Annotated in this window: 17 protein-coding genes; all 17 read left to right on the forward strand. The window is 28.8% G+C overall.

Going from position 1 to position 19,396, the window contains the following annotated elements:
• Nucleotides 1–181: 181 nt before the first annotated feature.
• The 17 genes from U881_RS0106640 to U881_RS0106720 all read left to right on the forward strand — a co-directional run bounded on the left by U881_RS0106640 (nucleotide 182) and on the right by U881_RS0106720 (nucleotide 19,326).
• Nucleotides 182–997: a hypothetical protein gene (locus U881_RS0106640; RefSeq protein WP_024653748.1), complete on the forward strand. Its 816-nt coding sequence runs from the start codon at nucleotides 182–184 to the stop codon at nucleotides 995–997.
• Nucleotides 998–1,121: 124 nt separating this feature from the next.
• A complete protein-coding gene (locus U881_RS0106645; protein WP_024653749.1) occupies nucleotides 1,122–1,928 on the forward strand; it encodes a hypothetical protein in 807 nt (268 codons plus the stop codon).
• A gap of 448 nt (nucleotides 1,929–2,376) precedes the next feature.
• Nucleotides 2,377–3,348, forward strand: a complete 972-nt coding sequence (locus U881_RS0106650) for a hypothetical protein (RefSeq protein WP_024653750.1) — start codon at nucleotides 2,377–2,379, stop codon at nucleotides 3,346–3,348.
• Between the two features lie 136 nt (nucleotides 3,349–3,484).
• Nucleotides 3,485–3,610, forward strand: a complete 126-nt coding sequence (locus tag U881_RS13560) for a hypothetical protein (RefSeq protein WP_268744158.1) — start codon at nucleotides 3,485–3,487, stop codon at nucleotides 3,608–3,610.
• 703 nt (nucleotides 3,611–4,313) lie between these two features.
• Nucleotides 4,314–5,405, forward strand: a complete 1,092-nt coding sequence (locus tag U881_RS0106660) for a hypothetical protein (protein ID WP_024653751.1) — start codon at nucleotides 4,314–4,316, stop codon at nucleotides 5,403–5,405.
• Nucleotides 5,406–5,739: 334 nt separating this feature from the next.
• Nucleotides 5,740–6,639 carry a hypothetical protein gene (locus tag U881_RS0106665; RefSeq protein WP_024653752.1) on the forward strand — a complete coding sequence of 300 codons (900 nt, stop codon included), beginning with the start codon at nucleotides 5,740–5,742 and terminating at the stop codon, nucleotides 6,637–6,639.
• Between the two features lie 365 nt (nucleotides 6,640–7,004).
• Nucleotides 7,005–7,832, forward strand: a complete 828-nt coding sequence (locus tag U881_RS0106670; RefSeq protein ID WP_024653753.1) for a hypothetical protein — start codon at nucleotides 7,005–7,007, stop codon at nucleotides 7,830–7,832.
• 377 nt (nucleotides 7,833–8,209) lie between these two features.
• Nucleotides 8,210–9,031, forward strand: a complete 822-nt coding sequence (locus U881_RS0106675) for a hypothetical protein (RefSeq protein WP_024653754.1) — start codon at nucleotides 8,210–8,212, stop codon at nucleotides 9,029–9,031.
• 376 nt (nucleotides 9,032–9,407) lie between these two features.
• Complete coding sequence (locus U881_RS0106680; protein WP_024653755.1) at nucleotides 9,408–10,193, forward strand: hypothetical protein; 786 nt, start codon at nucleotides 9,408–9,410, stop codon at nucleotides 10,191–10,193.
• 334 nt (nucleotides 10,194–10,527) lie between these two features.
• Entirely contained in the window at nucleotides 10,528–11,553 is a 1,026-nt protein-coding gene (locus tag U881_RS0106685; RefSeq protein ID WP_024653756.1) for a hypothetical protein, read from the forward strand.
• A gap of 173 nt (nucleotides 11,554–11,726) precedes the next feature.
• Complete coding sequence (locus tag U881_RS0106690; RefSeq protein WP_024653757.1) at nucleotides 11,727–12,539, forward strand: hypothetical protein; 813 nt, start codon at nucleotides 11,727–11,729, stop codon at nucleotides 12,537–12,539.
• 381 nt (nucleotides 12,540–12,920) lie between these two features.
• On the forward strand, nucleotides 12,921–13,805 hold the full coding sequence (locus U881_RS0106695; RefSeq protein ID WP_024653758.1) for a hypothetical protein: 885 nt from the start codon (nucleotides 12,921–12,923) through the stop codon (nucleotides 13,803–13,805).
• A 301-nt stretch (nucleotides 13,806–14,106) separates the two neighbouring features.
• The gene (locus tag U881_RS0106700) at nucleotides 14,107–14,967 is read left to right on the forward strand and encodes a hypothetical protein (protein ID WP_024653759.1); all 861 of its coding nucleotides are present in this window, start codon (nucleotides 14,107–14,109) and stop codon (nucleotides 14,965–14,967) included.
• 387 nt (nucleotides 14,968–15,354) lie between these two features.
• The gene (locus U881_RS0106705) at nucleotides 15,355–16,131 is read left to right on the forward strand and encodes a hypothetical protein (RefSeq protein WP_024653760.1); all 777 of its coding nucleotides are present in this window, start codon (nucleotides 15,355–15,357) and stop codon (nucleotides 16,129–16,131) included.
• A 391-nt stretch (nucleotides 16,132–16,522) separates the two neighbouring features.
• Nucleotides 16,523–17,317: a hypothetical protein gene (locus U881_RS0106710; protein WP_024653761.1), complete on the forward strand. Its 795-nt coding sequence runs from the start codon at nucleotides 16,523–16,525 to the stop codon at nucleotides 17,315–17,317.
• A gap of 155 nt (nucleotides 17,318–17,472) precedes the next feature.
• Nucleotides 17,473–18,213 (forward strand): hypothetical protein, encoded by a 741-nt coding sequence (locus U881_RS11595; RefSeq protein ID WP_024653762.1) that lies wholly within the window; start codon nucleotides 17,473–17,475, stop codon nucleotides 18,211–18,213.
• Nucleotides 18,214–18,408: 195 nt separating this feature from the next.
• Nucleotides 18,409–19,326, forward strand: a complete 918-nt coding sequence (locus U881_RS0106720; protein ID WP_024653763.1) for a hypothetical protein — start codon at nucleotides 18,409–18,411, stop codon at nucleotides 19,324–19,326.
• Nucleotides 19,327–19,396: the final 70 nt, after the last annotated feature.

The raw sequence follows: 19,396 nt of genomic DNA on the forward strand, positions 1-19,396 counted from the left end.
CTAATTAAGAGATTTTAGGAAATTTTAAAGATTGATAATAAATTTAGTTTTTAGATTATTAATAATTAATATTATTGATAAATACTTATTTTGATATAAATATAAAGATGTACTAGGTTTGTATTTTGGAGATGTTTGTTGATTTTTTGTATTGATATTGTAATTTAGAGGAGGATATTTGATGACAAAAGTATATTTTGTGATGTGTGTTTTGAATATATTGTTGATTTGTTGCAGGCAGTCAATTGGTAATTTGATAACTTCAAATTCTTCTGTGGTAGTTGAGACTGATTTTGGTGGGGGGGGCAAAGAATTACATGAAAAAAAGTTGCAAACACCAGAAGAGTTAGCTTATGCTGCATTGATTAAAAGCTTTAACAACTTTAAAGCATTATATAATTATATGCCCAAAGAATTTGATGATCCGTTGTTTGGTGATATTAATAAAGAATTTCAGGTCATTTATAATAATATGGATCATAAAAACCCTATTTATGCTTTATTTAAAGGTGATGTTGCTACTCTTAGTAACTTAAAAGAGATAATAATGAAATTTAATACTATTGTAGAGTATGATACCTCAATTGTTGGGGATAAGTTGATTGATAGATTGGGCTTACTCGTATTTAATGTTGTGTTTACTATCATAGATAAAGATAATGGTGTTTTTAAAAATGCTAATTTACTTAAACTTAAATCAAGTAAGGATGTTGAAGGATTAAATAAACTTACAAATATGCTAGATAATTTATGTGTCAAATGGAATGCATTGGTAGTGGTGGTTAGTGATATAATTAATGAAGCGGCAAAATTGGACAATAGAAATGATGTTATAAAAAAAATAAGACAGTTTTATGATTTGAATTTGAATGATCCTTGTCAAAAGTGTGGGGATGGTGACAAACTTTGTATTTTGAAAAATGAGTTTTTGAATCTATATTTACGTATTGTTAATCAAGCTAAACAATTAGTTCATAATGTAGATTCGATAGCGTAATCTTTATATATTTCATTTAATTAAATTATATTTATTGTTAATAAATTATGATATTATATTTATTATATTTTTTTAATTTGTGTGATGTAAAATTTAAATTTAGAAAACATGAAGGAGATATTTAGTGAAATTAATGTATAAGACAATCATTTTGATTTGTGTATTATTGGTATGTTGTGGGCAGGGGAAGGATGGGCAATCTGCAGGTGCCAGTGGTGATAGAGAAACTATTACTTTAAAGACACGTGAGAAGGCTTATGCTGAGTTGGTTGAAAAATTTGATGATCTTGTGAAGTTGTATGATCATAGACCCAAAGATCTTGATCCGTATTTGTTTAATGATATTAAAAATACTGTAGGCACTAGTCATCGTATATATGTTAAAGATCATGTTGCCTTTGTCCTATCTGGTGAAGATATTAATGATATTAGTATTTTTACTAAATTAAAAGATATAGTGCTTACCGCTTCAATGAAATCTAAAACTGATTATGAGGACAAAGACAATGGTCAGCGTTTAATTTATGCATTGAGTGATCTTTCAAAACACTTTATTTATTATGTTTTATATGATAATGATGTTTTTGGAATAGGTAAATTAAATAGACTAAAAGAAAGTAAAAATGTAAAAGGTATGGAATTTCTTAGTGTTCAGTTGGGCAAAATGAAGTTAGAGTGGAAAAAAATTGTGTCATTGGTAAGAAGTATAATTGAAGAGGCTGCAATGCTTAATAATGAAGCTGATATTCTTAAAAAAATAAAACCAATTGTAAATTTAAAGTTTGTTGAAGAGGATCAGTCATGTAATGCTCTTCAAGCACAGAGTATTGATCCTACACTTTGTGAGCTTAAGAATAATTTGCGAGTGTTATATTTGACAATTAAAAATCAAGTTGCACAACTTATTCAAGAGATAGATCTGGCATCATAATGTCTTATCTTAAGTGTGCCTTATTTATAATAGTAAAATAATTATTTGACTAGTTTTGAATTTAGAGAAGGCAAAAAATAGATGTGAGCTTGAACAAGCTTCCTGAATTATCAAAAAGGCAGCTTGTTATTTTTTTAAATTATTTTTTAAAATCTTACCAGTATATTTTTCCAGTGTATTTTTAATATTTGTGTTTGTGTATATTATTTTATATTTTCTATGTTTAATACGATTCATATTTTGTATCTCTGTTTTTGAAATTTAGCATATTAATTTATGTTAAATTTGGCTTATTTGCATAATATTATTTGTCAATTATTAATTAATATTATTAATAATTGACATGTTATTTTGTGATAATAGGTGTAAACTGTATTACGTTTTTGTATATCACAAGTTATTTTTTAATGTGTGATGTGGAAATATGAAAATATAAAGGAGGATATTAATGCAGCGAATATACGTATTAGTATTTGCGTTTAGTTTTTTTGTGATATGTTGTAGACAGGGGGAAAATGATAATCGTCTTGTTGAAAATTCAAAAAATAAATGGGGAAATAAGTTCAAATTTTCATTACCACCAGTATCACCCGTACCACCATTTGCACCAGATATTCAGATGGAAAAAGTAGATGAGGAAAAACCAACAGATGTTTTAGATAAGCAAGAAGATGATGAGGTTTGCGATGTTGATTTTGAAAAGGTAGAAACAATTGGTTCATTGAGGACAAAAGCTTATATTGCATTAAGAAAAAGTCTTTCTATGCTTATTGCTTTGTATTATTATAGGCCAGAGGGATTTAGTGACTTTTTATTTAAAAATATTAAGGCTGAATTTGGAGTTGATGAGATACAAGAATTTAGGGATAGTGTTTATGCTGTGGTAAAGGGAGATATTGGTACGCTTAAGAATTTGGAAAAGATAGTAATGTATTCATTTGGACGCAATAGGACAGTTGAGCAAGATTATAATGATGAGGATAATGCTTATTTGTTACTTAGTCAGCTTAATAGGATGGTAAATTATCTTATAGGTGTGGTTATGCATAAAAATGGTTATATTTTAAGTAGCGATAATTTATTAAGGCTTCAAGATTGTAAAGATGTAGAAGGTTTGAATGAGCTTGTAAGTATTTTGGATAATATTTATTTAAAATGGGAAAGCATGGTGAAGAGAGTGCAGTATGTAATTAACAGTGCTGCAGAATTGACAACTAAAGATAAAATTATGGAGAGATTGAAACCAATTACTTCTTTGGAAGTTGTTAAATATAATCAACCTTGCTATGTTGTCAATGATGATGTGCGTATTTGTGAACTAAAAAATAGTTTGAGGACATTGTGCAGACAGCTGGAACAAAAAGTAAATGCGTTGATGAAAAAAATTCCACTAAGGAGGTTGCCAATAATGCCAAACTGATGATATCTTAATAAGATTACCTTGCAATAATTTTTGTACAAATATAAGAAAAGGAATATTTATTAAACCGGTAATTTAAGTGTGTATGAGCAATATGCGCTTAAAAATTGAATATAAATAGTTAAGTGCTTGAAATGTGTCTGGCCTTGGTGTTGTAATAGATATCTTAAATTTAAAGATCAAGGTTGATAAGTATGTTCTTAAAAGGGATTCTGATGCCGAAATTACGCGTTTGTCAGATATCATTATTTCTTCTATTTGAGATTAGGTAGAGAACTATAGTCTTGATCTTTGTTATTCGATAAGGAAGTTTTTGTCTGTAAAGTCTGATTTTGATGATAATTCGTACTTTGGTTAGATAGTTAATGTAAATAGTTAATGCATTGGTACCATAAACTTAGCACCATTATGTTGCATATATATTTGGTAAATTTTGAAGATGGTTATTGATGTAAAGGTATATTAATAATAATTAATTAAATGATAAAGTCATACAATATATGGCTTTATTTGTGTTTGTATGCGAGAGTCATTGTAATGTACTTGTTGTCAAAATAAGTTAGGAGAATATGTTTAGATTGCTACATTTAATGCCAAACTGATGATATTTTCATAAAATTATCTTGCAATAATTTTTGAGCAAATATAAGTAAAAGGGATATTTATTAAATTGGTAATTTAATGTATATTCAGCATGTATACTTTAATATTGGATATAAATGTTAAGTATTTAAAATAAATGTTAATTTAATATATTAATTAATTATCTATATTGTATTTATTATTTTAAATAATTATTATATTGTATATTTGTTATAAACAATATGAATTTGAGCAATATATTTTAGATTGCTGTATTTTCTTTGTTTAAAAAATTTATGCCTTTTATTTTATTGTGTTAATTTGGTATAGATTTATTAATGTAGAAGTTTATTGTGCTTTTTTTTAGGAAATAGGAGATATTAGTGAAAAAGATATTTATGGTAATCATTGCACTTGGTGTGTCATTCTTGTGTTGTAGTCAGAGGGGATTAGATGTTGTAAGTAACCTTAAGCAAGGCAGTGTTGTCCGACCGCCATTGTCTTCAAAGTTGCCTACAAGCGTAACAGTAGTTGAAACAAAGGTTAAACCAGTTGAATCCCTAGGTCAGTCAGTAGTTGAAAAAACGGTTGTAGGAAAGGGTTTAGGGCCTGATGGGAAACCAATAGTACTACCAACGGATGTTGCTCCAGGTGGTGAGGCAGGTGGCGGAGATGAAAAAGGTATGGGTGGAGAAGATGTGACAGAGGGAACAGATGATCAAAGCGTAGACGAGCAATTGTTACCGTTTTTACCACCGTTAATAGTTGAAAAAACTATTGAACAACAACTTCAGGAAGCTTATAGTGAATTAATTGCAAAGGTTGGGGATATTAAAACTTTTTATAAGCGAAGATATCCTGGACTTTGGTCTTTAAATGATAACTTTAAGGAGGTTTTTAAAACTGAATCACAAATTGAAGAAGAGGATGTTTATTCTACTTTGGGAGGAAGTTTTGAGGCTGTTAGTGACTTTAAAACATTACTATTTGATATACATGAAGATATTGATGAGTATAAAGCGAATAAGAGTGGTGAGACATTTCATATTATGTTGGGATCTCTTTCAAGGGATGATGTTTTGCCCATTATAAATTTTTATTATGATGTAAATCATGCCTTAGAAAAACTTGGTGGTGTTAGTGATATACAAGGCCTTAGAGATCTTAGTGTTATGGTACAGGATTTTTATAATAAATGGCGTGCAATTGTTTTAGCGTTGCAAGGTATACTAAGAGAGATTTCAGATGTGTGTGAGGAATATATTGCAATTGAAGAAGATGATGACAGGGATGATGATAGGGAGCAATATATGAATGATATCATAAACAAAGCAAATTTAGTTAATAATCTTGATTTGTATGAGAATGAGCAAGTATGTAAAACTGATCTTTGTAAAATGAGAAGGGAATTGAGAAAGCTTCAAAAGGATATTTTAAAGAAAAGTAATGACTTGCTAGATGCATTAGTGCCATAAAGTCTAGCAGCATGATATTTGCATATGTATTTTTAAAGGTTTGAAAAAATTTTGAAAATAGTTATTGATGCAAGGACATGTTAATGGTAGTTAATTAAATGATAAGGCCATGCATATAATGTATGGCCTTATTTTAGTGTAAGTATAAGTTAATCATTATCTATATTGTATTTAGTTTTAGTCATTGTTATGCTGTTGTTATAAACAATATGTTTTGCATTGTTACATTCTTTTGTTTAAAATGTATACGTTTTGGTTTGTTATGGTAATGTGGTATAGGGTTTGTTAATGCAAAAGTTTATTGTAATTTTTTGTACAAAGAAGGAGAATATTAATGAAAAAGATATTTATGATAGTAATTGCACTTGGTGTGTCATTCTTGTGTTGTAGACAGAAGACAGACTTTAGATCAGGCAATGTTGTTCCTATTTTGCCGTCGCCTCCAAACATAGCAGTAAATAAACGAGCAGTTGAAACAGGTGCAAAAGCAGGTGAACCGGTGCTTCCTCCATCTCGACCAGAGGTAGATGGATCTGGAAAAACAGGAGTTGCAGAGTCTGAACAACAACAGAAAGCTTATAATGACTTAAAGAAAAAGGTTGAACAGATTAAGAGGCTTTATGATCATAGAGATCCTGACGTTTTGTATTTCAATGATGCATTTAAGAGTAAGTTTGGGCGTGATCTGAGCCATCAAAATAAGTATGTTTATGCTGCTTTGGGAGGAGATAAAGGTTCTATGACCAACTTGGAAAAAGTACTAATACATGTTCATAGAACTGTTTCTGATTATAATGGGAGTCCGTATGGTGGGATTTTTTATAGTACGTTGCAGAATATTGGAGATAATTATTTTGATTCTGTTATACATTTTTATTACGGGCCGAATGGTTTTTTAGAAAAACTTAAGGATGTTGAAGATGTACAAGGTCTTAGGTCTCTTGTTGACGATTTGGAAACTTTGCGTTTCAAATGGAAAGGCCTAGTTGCAAAATTACAAGATGGAGTGAAAGGGATTGCAGAATATTGTGACGAATATCTTAAAGTTAAAGATCAGGCTAGCAAAAGTGTTGAGAGAGTTCATTATATTGGCAAAATTCTAACTAAGTCAAATATTATTATTTCTGCTGTTCAGAGTAGGGGGATGTGTAAAGGTGCTTTTTGTGATGCGATAAAGGATTTTTTGTCTGCGAAATCTGACGTTGAGCTTAAAAGTAATGCGTTAGTTAGATAGTTAATAAGTGCATTGGCACCATAAAATTTAGTACCATGATATTTTGCATGTGTATTTTTGATATAAATTTAGAAAAAATTTCGAAAAATGGTTATAAAAATAGTTACTTGTGCAAATATAAATGGTAATTAATTGAATGACAAAGCCATACAATATATGGCCTTGCTTTTAATATGTTTTATTAAAGTTTTTAATTAATTATCTATATTGTATTTTTTTTAAATAACTATTATACTGTTATGTAAACAATATTTTTACATTACTACATTCTTTTATTCATGTTATATGCGTTTTATTTTATTGATGAGATACTTTATTTTTTAATGTAAAAGTTTATTGTGGTTTTTTGCACGAAGGAGATATTAATGAAAAAGATATGTATGGTAGTAATTTTACTTTGTGTGCAACTTTTGTGTTGTAGGCAAGGATCAGGCATTGGATTAGGTAGTCTTGCCTTATCCTTATTAACTTCAAAGATAGATGACTCTGAAAAAACAGGAGTTGTGCAGACTGAACAACAACAAAAAGCTTATAATGACTTAAAGAAAAAGGTTGAGCAGATTAAGGAGTTTTATAATTATAAAGCTCCTGGCCTTGTGTCTTTAAATGCTGAATTTAATAATCGTTTTCAAGTTGCGTCGCAATTTGAGGAGAAGTATCTTTATGCTGCGTTGGGAGGAAAGAGTGGTTCTGTTGGCAACTTGAAAAAAATACTGGTAGATATTCATGAAAGTCTTTATAGTTATCGTCATACTGAGTACTTTCTTAGTAGGCAACTTTATGGTGCTTTGAAAAGAATAGGAGAGGATTATTTTGGGGGTGTTATAAAATTTTTTTATAGTCCGCATGATTTTTTAAAGAAGCTTAAAAGTGTTCAAGATGTACAAGATCTTAGAGAGCTTGTTGTGGCTTTGAAAGATTTACATGAAAAATGGCAAGACGTAGTTTTAGAACTGCAAATTATAATAGAAAGGATTGCAGGAGTGTGTGATGAATATCTTAGAATTAGGGGTCAGGCTGGTAAGTGTCGTGAGATGGATAATTATGCTATCGACATTCGACAGGAGGCGAATGCCGTTATTTATGCTAGTTGTGATAAGGTATGTGGAGAAACTTTGTGTAATTTGATAGAGAAGTTTTTGACTGTGAAATCTGAAGTTGAGAAGAAGGTTAGTGCATTAGTTAATAGCTAATAAATGCATTGATATCAAAAGCCTAGTATCATGATATTGCGTATGTGTTTTTGACAAATTTTGAAAAAATTTCTAAAAAATGATTATAAAAGTGGTTGTTTATGCAAAGTGTATAAATAGTAATTAATTAAATGATAACGCCATGTATTTTGTGGTCTTATCATTTAGAGTAAATTTTATTAAATATTTAAATAAATAAATAATTAATTATTGAATTTAATTTTAATAATTATTATACTGTCATTGTAAACAATATTTTTACATTTCTAGATTCTTTTATTCATGTTATATGTGTTTTATTTTATTGTATTAATGTGGTATAAATTTATTAATATAAAAGTTTATTGTGATTTTTTGCACAAAGAAGGAGAATATTAATGAAAAAGATATACATTTTAGTAATTGCACTTGGCATGTTGTTTTTGTGTTGTAAGCAAAGAACAGGTCTGTCAGGTATGGGTGGTGGAGCTGCACAGGGAAGAGGAGTTGTACAAGGGGGAGTTGTACAGACTGAGCAACAACGGATTTATAGTAAATTACGTAAAAAGGTTGCGGCAATGGTAAATCTTTATTCTAACAGAGAGTCTGGGGTTATATTTTTCAATGCTGAATTTGAGAAGCATTTTAAAGTTAAGTCGGAGTTTGAGGAAGACTATGTTTATGCTGCTTTGGGAGGAGATAAAGGTGCTATGGCTAACTTGAAAAAAATACTGATAGATATTAATGAAACTCATGCTATTTATGGTAGTGATGGTCAATTTTATAGTCATAATCTTCATGAGATGTTTAGGGATATTGGAAAAAATTGTTTTGAGCCTTTTATAAAATTTTTTTATACCAAAGATAATTTTTTAGCAAGACTTGAAAGTGTTCAAGATGTACAACTTCTTAGCGATATTGTGGTTGATTTGAAAACTTTGCATGAAAAATGGGTAGACTTAATTACAAAACTACAATATGAGGTAAAAGAAATTGCAGGGTTTTATGATAAATATCTTGAATTTAAAAGGACTGGCAAGGAGGCAGAGATGAAAGTGTATCGTGATAAAGTTAAAGATGGATCAAGTGGCTTGATTTTGGTCATTAGGTGTGGTATCAATAAGTCGTCACGGGGTGGTCTTATTCTTTGTGATGCGATAAAGAATTTTTTAGCTGCGCAATCTGAGGTTGAGCGTAAAGTTCGTGCGATAGCTAATTAGTTAAATGCATTGATATCATAAATCTGGCATCATGATATTTGCAACACTAAAAAAACTATGTATTTTAAAGTTTGAAGAAAGTTTTTTTAAATGGAGTTATTGATATAAGATATATTGATGCCAATTACTTGGTTTATAAGGCCATGTATTGTATGGCTTTGTTTTTTTAGTGTAATTTTTTTATTAAAATTTTTAATTAATTATCTATATTGTATTTGCTTTTAATAACTGTTATACTGCTGTTATAAGTAATATTTTTTATATTGCTATGTTCTTTTGTTAAAAGTATATAAGTCTTAGTTTGTTGTATTAATGTAGACGTTTAATTTATTAATGTAAAAGTTTATTGTAGTTTTTTTGCACGAAGGAGATATTAATGAAAAAGATATGTATGGTCATAATTGCACTTGGTGTGTCATTCTTGTGTTGTAAACAATCATCACCAGTTATAGAGACTGAAAAGCAAGAAGCTTATAGTCAATTAAGTGACAAGCTTGGTGAGATTAAAGAGCTTTATGAATATGTAGAACCTGGAACTTTGTCTTTAAGTGATGCATTTAAGAGTAAGTTTGGGAGTGATCCGAGCCATCAAGATAAGTATATTTATGCTGTGTTGGGAGGAAAGAAGGATTTTATTGGTAATTTGAAAAAAATACTAGTAGATATTCATGACAATATTAATGCATATGATAAGTTCTTTGCCGATATTTCACTTTATTCGATATTGGCTTTTTTTGGAAAGGATTATTTTGGGGATATTATAGATTTTTTTTATGAGCGGCCGTATGATTCTTTAAGTAAACTTAAGAATGTTACAGATGTACAGGGTCTTAGAGTTCTTTGTGACGATTTGGAAAAGTTCCGTGTCGGATGGTTAAACATAATTGGGAAACTACAATATAAAGTAAAAGAGATTGCAAAATGGTGTGATAAATATCTCGGAGCTAAAGGTCAGGCTGACAAGAAGGCTGAGATAGAGTATTATGCCGAAGTGCAAAATGAGTCAGAAATCCTTATTATTGCTATTAAATATGCAAAGTTTGGTGATCCACCTAAGAAGGTATGTGTTGGTCGTCTTTGTGATGAGATATATGATTTGTTTGTTCTGAAAGATAGAATTTTGAATAAAGTTAATGATTTGGTTAAGGTGTTAGCGCCATAAATGTAGCGCCATTGTGTTTGCATATGTATTTTAAAGTTTGAAGAAAGTTTTAAAAATGGTTATTGATATAGGTATATTGATGCCAATTACTTAAATTATAAAGCCATGTATTGTATGCTTTTGTTTTTTGAGTGCAATTTTTATTGAAATTTTAATTAACTATCTGTATTGTATTTGTTTTTAGTAATGATTATACTGTTGTTGTAAATAATATTTTTTACATTTCTACATTCTTTTCTTAAAAGTATATAAGTCTTGGTTTTTTATATTAATGTAGACATTTGATTTATTAATGTAAAAGTTGATTGTGATTTTTGCACAGAGGATATGTAAAATGAGAAATACATATGTAATAATTACATTTGTTGTGTTGCTCTTGTGTTGTAAACAAAAGTCAGACTTTGGGTCAAGAAGTGCTGCTAAAATATCATCAAAATCTTTATCAAAGGCAATAGTAGGTGTCACAGGTGGAGCAAAGGAAAAAGCTTGCCTATTACCATCACCATCGCCACCACCACCAACAGATAAGATACAACCAGGTGAGAGAGGACCAGATGACCCATCAACAGATGAGGTAAAACCAGGTCATACACAACCAGATGCCCCACCAGTAGAGACTCCATCACAATCAGTTGTAGAGGCTGAAAAGCGAGAAGCTTATAGTCAATTAAGTAAAAAGCTTGATGAGCTTAAGAAGCTTTATGAATATGTAGAACCTGGAACTTTGTCTTTAAGTGATGCATTTAAGAGTAAGTTTGGGCGTGAGCCTTACTACTATAAAAACAAGTATGTTTATGCTTCGTTGGGAGGAAAGAAGGATTCTATTGTCAACTTTAAAAAAATAGTAGTAGATATTCATAAGGATATGGATATGTCTAGTCGTGTCTTTGATAATGGTTCGCCTTATTGGAGCTTGTGGAATATTGGAGAGAATTATTTTGGGGATGTTATAGAATTTTTTTATAGGCCGCCAAGTTTTTTAGGCATACTTCAGGATGTTCAGGATGTACAAACTCTTAGAGATCTTGTTTCTGATGTGGAAGAGTTAGGTACCTTGTGGTCATACATAGTTAAAAAACTGCAAAATGAAGTAGACGAGATTGCAAAATGGTGTGATAAATATTTAGAAATTAAAGATAAGCTTTGCAAGCAGGCTGAGATTAAAGAATATCGTGTTGCAGTTAGAAATGCGTCACAAACTATTATTATTGCTGCTGCATTTTCTGTAGACAGGTTTACTGACCCACCTAAAAAGGGATGTATAGGGGATCTTTGTGATGCTGTATATAATTTTTTTACTCTGAAGGGTAAAATTGTGAATAAAGTTCGCGAGTTGCTTAAGGTAATTAATAAATGGTAAGTAAATGCATCATCCCTATAAATTTAGCACTGTGATGTTTGCATACGTATTTAAAAAAATTTTCAAAATGGTTGATGTAATGTAAATGTAATATTAGATGTGATATTTAAATTTGATATTTAATTTATTACTGTAAAAGTTTGTTGTGATTTTTTGCACAAAAGGAGATATTAATGAAAAAGATATGTATGGTAGTAATTATACTTGGTGTGTTATTCTTGTGTTGTAGACAAAAAGTAGAGGGTGTTTTACCATCACCTTTGAATGTAAATGAAGCCGAAAAAATGGCAGTTTTAAATTCTGACCGACAGAGAGTAGTTTATAATGGCTTAAAGAAAAAGGCTACTGAGATGAGAAAGTTTTATAATCATAGAGATTCTGGAGCTGTGTCTTTAAAGGCTGAATTTACTAATCGTTTCAAGTCTGATTCATCATTTGAAGAAAAGTGTCTTTATGCTGCTTTGGGAGGAAAAGCTGTTTCTATTGGTTATTTGAAGACGATATTAATAGATATGCATGACACTCTTTCTGATTATAACAAGAGTAATATTGGTAAGGCACTTTATGATGCTTTGGAGAATATTGTAAATGATTATTATGGATCTGTTATAGATTTTTGTTATAGTTCAGATGGTCTTTTAATAAAACTTGAGGATGTTCAGGATATAAAAGATCTTAAAGTTCGTTTTCTTGATTTACACAATTTTCATTTAAAATGGGTAAGTATAGTTACAGAATTGCAAAATTTAATAGGAAATATTGCAAAGTTGTGTGTTCAATATCTTGAAATCAAAGATCAGGCTGGTAAGGTTGATGAGAGATCGAAACTTATGGTTGAAATTGAAAATAAGGTAAAGTTAATTATTGATGCTTCTAAAAGTGAGATTTGTGAAGAGACTAATACTCTTTGTGTTGCAATAAGTAATTTTTCGTTTATAAGATCTGGCATTATGAATTTTGCGTTAATGAAACCATTGTCGCCATAAATTTGACATCATTATATTTGTATATGTATTTTAAATTTTGAAAAAATTTTTGAAAAATAGTTATTGATATAAGGTATAAGGTATATTGATGCTAATTAATTAGGAGGTAACGCCATATATTATATGGCGTTATTTTTTTTTATTTTTATTTAAAATATTATTATTTTTTTAATTTATTTTTTTAATAATTATTGTTTTATTTTAAATAATGAGTATATTTATAAGTATAGAGTGTATTGCATAAATATTTTGCATATAAAGCATAGGTATAAATATGCTTTATTATGCATGATGTTAATGAGTATTATTTGAGTAAATGTGTAGATGTATAAGTTTTTTTATATATGAGTTGTTTCTAATTGAAACTTAAAGGAGAGAAAAATGATGAAAAGAAGTATGGTGTTATTTTTATTTGTGGTTTTGTTTTTGGCTTGTGGTCAAAATGGTGATAGTGCAAAAACAGATAGGGGGAGATTAGGACAGTCGGTTAGGAGCTCATTAATTCAAAGAAGAGGGATTGTTGGGGATTTGGATACTTTAGCTAAGGGCTTTGATGTATTAAAGACAAGTTTAGATAATCTGAAGGCTTTATATTATTTTAGAGATGATGGTTTGAGTATGTCTTTGTATTCTGATATTGATGCTGTATTTCAAATTTCTGACAAGATATACATTTCTGACAAGAATATTTATGCTACTTTAATGGGCAATATTAATGCTGTTAACAATTTGAAAAAAATAGTGATAGATGTAAATGAAACTAAACTTGAATATGAGGATAATTCCAATGGTCATATTTTGATTACTCAATTAGATCATCTTTCACAATTTACCATTAGTAAAATTATAGGCTTATATTACTCTGCTAAAAATGTTGAGATTTTTGAAAAATTAAAGTCTATTAAAGATATAAAATTTTTGCAAGAACTTCAATCTAATGTAGATGATTTTTATACTAAATGGCGGGATATGGTGCTTAAAATTCAAACAATAATAAATAATGTTGCGGTAGTTGCTGATGAATATATTAAGATCAAAGGTGATTTTGGAAAGGATGCTGAGAGACTTGCTCTTAAAAAGAGTATTAAAAGTAAATTACGCCCAATTATTCTATTGAATTTAAATAATCCTAAACAGGTATGTTCTAGTAAGACTAGTCAGAAAACATGTGCGGATTTTAGGCTTTGTAAACTTAAAAATGAATTATTCAATTTAGCTAATCAAATTTTTGATAAGACTTATGGTTTGTCAGATGTATTGAAATAGATGCATTGCGATCAGTATAACTATTCAATAATATTATATCTTGTATCTTTCTTTGATATCAAGGTATAATAACATCCACTAATTGAATGATAAAGTCCATATATGGGCTTTATCTTTATTTTTTTACAAATTAATCAATAATTAAAATATTGTATTTATTTAAGTAAATATTATATTATTATTAATATAAATAAATAAATATTACATTAATGTATTTAATTTAAATAACGTCAATACGTTTTGTAATATATTTTGCATTCTGCAGTATTGAATATCTAAATTAGAGGAAAAGGAGAAGTGGATGCAAAGAATGTTTGTGGTATTATTATTTAGTGTATTCTTGTTATGTTGTAGGCAGGAGTTGGTTGAGCCAAATTTCAACGGCGAAAAAGATGGTGAAGTGATATTGGGCCCTGAAGTCAGAACTGATGATCAAGTAAATGAGGAGGAGGATTTGGATGATCTAAATGATGATCCAAAAACGTTTCAAGAGGCTTATAGGGCATTGATGAGAAGTGTTGATAGGGTTAAGAGAGTATACAATCATAGAAGTGAAGGATTTAATGAATCTTTGTTTGAAGAGATTATTAAAAAATTTGGTTCTAGTGATCATAGATCTGATCCGAATTTTAGGGGAGTTGTTTATGCCAGTCTTAAAGGAGATATTGTTGCTATTAATAATTTAAAAAGGATAGTTGTGGATTTTAATGAAACTGATTCTGAGTATAATAGTTCATTTAATGGTATGAATTTAATTGTGATGAAGTTATATTATATAGGAAATTTTCTCTCTGGATTGGTATGTAATGGTTTTAGAAAAAAGGATGTTAACTTTCCAGTGCTTCGATATAGCGAGGATGTTGAGGGACTTAATAAACATAGATTGAGTATAAATAATTTCCTTAAAAAATGGGATGAAGTGGTTTTAGAGCTTAAGACTATAATTAATGATGCTGCAAATTTTGATACTAAAGAGGCAGTATTGTCAAAGTTGGCATTGCTTAAGTTCATAAATACAAATGAATTGCCTATTTTGAGTGAACATCATGGAGATAGAATGTATGTACTCTTAGAAAAGGAATTGCGTGGCATTTATGCTGAAATTTGTACTCAAAATAGACAATTGACAAGTAAATTGTCAATATATGATAGAAAATCATAATGTTGTATGTATTTTTGATATATGTATTTTTGAAAAAAAATTTTCATTGACTTTAAAATATATAAAAATATATAAATATAGTAATTGTTATAATAGTTGATTAAACGGAGCCCATAGTATATGGGTTTTTTTGTGATAATGTACTGAAAGTTTGGTTGATAGGAAAAATTTACTCTTAGTTACTCTTGAATATATAAATACTTTTATTTTTTTAGTACTTTAAATAATTAAGATATTGCCATTATTTAAAATAATTATTATATTATATTGGGCACAAATTAGTATTCAATTGATCTATGTCATGTTGCATTACGTATGTTTGTCTTGTGAGGTGATATGGAATTTTGACCTAAAGATATTGTGCAATTAAAGAAAAAGGAGATCTTGATGAAAAGAATATGTATGGTAATATTTGCGTCTATTGTGCTATTACTATCGTGTAAGGAAAAGGAGGATAATATGACTAACGATCGACAAAGAGCTGTTTATATGGGAATGGAATCAATGACATCTGAGCAACGGCAAGCTTATTCTGAATTAGTTACAAGTTTTTATGATCTAAAAGCATCGTATGATTATAAACCTGAAGGATTTAGTGCTTCTTTGTTTGATGATATTAAAAATAAATTTGGAAATACGTATTATCAAAATTTCAAAGATATTATTTATTCTATATTTAAAGGAGATGTTGCTAGCATTGATCACTTAAAAAAGATAGTTGTAGATTCAATTGAGACTAAAGAGGAATATATGTCTGCAAGTAATGGTAGGTCTTTGCTCTATAGGTTAAATGAACTTGGAAATATTTTGTTTTTGTTTGTAACTGATGGTAGTGTTTTTGGAGAAGAGGGTTTAATAAAAATTAAGAATAATCAAGATATTGAAGGGTTTCGTGAAGTTAAGTTTATCTTGGATGATATTCATGCAAAGTGGGATGAGTTGGTAATTTTGCTTCAAAGTACAATTAATAATGTTGCAGAATCTGCTTCTAGATATATTGCAACTAAAAATATTTCTGATAAAGAAGAAATGATAAGAAAATTGGAACCAATTACCGAACTAAAGTCATTAGATTCTATTCGGTTATGTATGGGTGCAATTTGTAAACTTAAAGCTGAACTTATCAATTTGCATTCGAAAATTAAAAGAAAAAGTGTTGAGTAAGATTTCTATATATTAAAATATATAGCTAATATTTTTTGTGATATTTTTGATTTAAAGAATTATTTATTGGTTAAATCTTAGAAGTTCCTATCAATTTGGGCTTCTTTTATTTTGTGGCAATTAAGATAAAAACGATGATAGTATTTGTGTAGAATATAAAAATTTCTTCAAATAAAGCTATTGTGATAATAGTTATTTTATTATAAATATATCAATTTAATTGGTATGCGATCATTAATTTCGTTAATTATTATGATATATTATATTCTATATAAATAAATATGCATTACATTTATGTATTCGATATATTTAGTGAAGCATGTTTTATGGTGTGCAGTATGAACTTATAGTGTAGAGATATATTGTTTAGCTAAATAAAAAGGATTGATGAATGAAAAGATTATGTATAATTATATTTGCATTTAATATGTTATCGTTTTCTTGTAGTCAATCGGTAAGTAGTTCGGTAGGTGTAGATGGAGAGAGTACAGTCTTACAAGAGAATCCGAAGGTGCTTAAGCTAAAACAAGCTTATGCTAAGTTAGACAATAGTTTTAATGATTTTAAGTCTTTGTTTAGTGATAGATCTAATATATTGGATATTCCTTTTTTTCGTGATCTTAAGGATAGGTTTAATATTAGGAATACTCAATCTGATAGTGATTTAATTTATGCTATCTTTAAACGAGATTCTGTTTTGGTTAATAACTTACATGGCATGGTTGTCGATTATGGTGACAATCATATTTTGCGTGATGGTATGTTGTTACTCTTAGGTTTTTATACCTTAGTAGAAAACACTTTTTTTTCAATTTTAGAGCAAGATAGTGTTTTTGGACAGAATAAATTAAATAAACTTAAATATAGTCAAGACGTAGAGGGTATTAATGAAATTAAGCGTATTTTGGACGATATGCGTTTAAAATGGGTTGAGTTAACAATTTTATTTAAAGAGTTCATTATCGGTTTATCAGTTTCTTATTCTTATTATATTGAAAATCATGATGATAATTCTAAAAGGGAGATTATTAGGCAATTGGGGGAAATTGGAGATATAGATTTTATAGATGGGAATCAAGTTTGCAAAAGTGAAAATAGAATTTGCGAACTTAAAAATGTGCTGAGAAATTTGCGTTATCGAATTGAAATTAAAAGTAATGAGTTGATAGCAGCCATGCTATATTAATTTAATACCATAAATTTATTTTAATTAAGATTAAAAAAAACTTCTATTTTAATAATATTTAGTTCATAATGTTTTATTTAAAAGTTTTATTTTTTACAATATGTTGTATTATTTAATTAGAGTAATTTAGAATATTAACGCAAAAGGGTACGCTTATGGTTATATTTGTACTTAATGTTTTATTTAATTCTTGTAGTCAAGATACCAGAAAGATGGAAGATTTAAAGACATCACAGCAAGTTTATGCTGAATTGAAGTCAAGTGTACAAGATATCTCCGATTCGTATTATTATAGAGATAGGGAGTTGAATGACTTTTTATTTGATGCAATTTATAATAAATTTGATATTAAATATGAGGATAAAAATTTTAAAGACAATGTTTATGCTAGCTTGAGAGGTGATATTTCTGTTGTTAATGATTTAAAAAAAATAGTGGTGGATTTGATTGACACCAGAGATGAATATGAATTTGAAAGTTATGGTTCGTATTTGCTTGATGGTTTAAATAAATGGGGAAGATCTATTTTTTTCTTGTTTTCTCAAGATGATGTTTTGAGTAATGGTCGATTAGTGAGGCTTAAAGCTAGTCATGATGTTTCAGGTCTTGAGTATATTAAGACCAAATTGAATAGTATTCGTGCAAAATTTGATGAGCTTTTGAAGTTAATTCAAAATATCATTAATAATGCTGCAATCTCTGCTGATAAATATATTAAAACTAAAAATTTTATTTATAAAAAAGAAATTTTGGCAAAGTTGCAAACATTTTTTCTTTCAAATGCACTTTTTCAATTGTGTACAAATGAATTTTGTAGACTTAAAAATGAATTGTTAATATTGTATTTACAATTGAAAAATAAAAGTTATATGGTAATAAAATCCATTCTCGAATAGAGTTATGATATTTTATCATTATGTTTATATTTGGGTTGATTCATTGTTAGATAGACTTATTTGTTTAGGTCATTTTGTGTTAATGAATTACAACATGTTTTGTGTATTTATGCATATATGTTTATGACATATATGCATAATATTTAAAAAATTTTTGTGTAAAATTGTATTTTCATAAAAGAAAGGAGGATATTAATGCGGCAATCATGTGTGGTAGTATTTGCATTTGTATTGATATTGTGTTGTAAACAAGACGATGAGAGGAACGGTTTTTGGTATACAGATAAGGACAGAATCAAAGGAAAGCGAGTAATACCATCAGTTGTAACAAGGGCTCATTTAAACAAAGGAGGTTTTTCAAGAACAGGCAAGAGTAGGTTTGTTGGACAAGATGATAATTGGAAAAAAGTTATATTGACTCCCGAGCAAGCTTATGCTTATCTTGAATTAAAACTTGAAGAACTTAAGGCTTTATATAATTATAGACCTTTGGGGTTTAATGTATCTTTGTTTGATGATCTTGAAGGGCAGTTTCAAGTTGAGGAGATGCAAAATTTTAAGGATAGTGTATATGCTGTGCTTAATGGTAACGTCACTACTATTGGTAATTTGCAAAGGATAGTTATGCATTCGGTGAAAAATACGTCTGATTATCTGTTTGAAAAAAATTCTAGGCCTTTGATTGAAAAATTAAGTAGTATTTCTTGGCATACTGTTTTTGCAGTAATACTTGAGAATGGTGAGGTTTTAAATAGTGTTAATTTATCTAAACTTAAATCTATGGGAAATATGCGAAATTTAAATGAGATTAATTCTATGTTAAGGGATATGTGTACGAAGTGGAAGAAGATTGTTGACTTGATATGCGGTTTAATTGATGAGGTAGTAAAGTTTGCTGTTATAGGTGTTGATAATAGGGAAATTATTGAATTTAATTTAAATCCAATAATTAGATTAAATTGTTTGGTTTATAATCAATCGTGTCCAATTCTTGAAGATGGTGTTAGAATCCTTCAACTTGAAAAAGATGGTATTGAAATATGTAAACTTAAAAATGATTTAAGGCGTTTGCGCATGCAAATTAAAGATAAGATTTTGGAGATAATATCCTAGAAAAATTAATATTATAATTTTTTAATTTATTGGATAACATGTTTAATTAATTAAATTTATTATAATTAAT

The organism is Borrelia persica No12 (genome assembly GCF_000500045.1).
Taxonomy (GTDB): Bacteria; Spirochaetota; Spirochaetia; order Borreliales; family Borreliaceae; genus Borrelia; species Borrelia persica.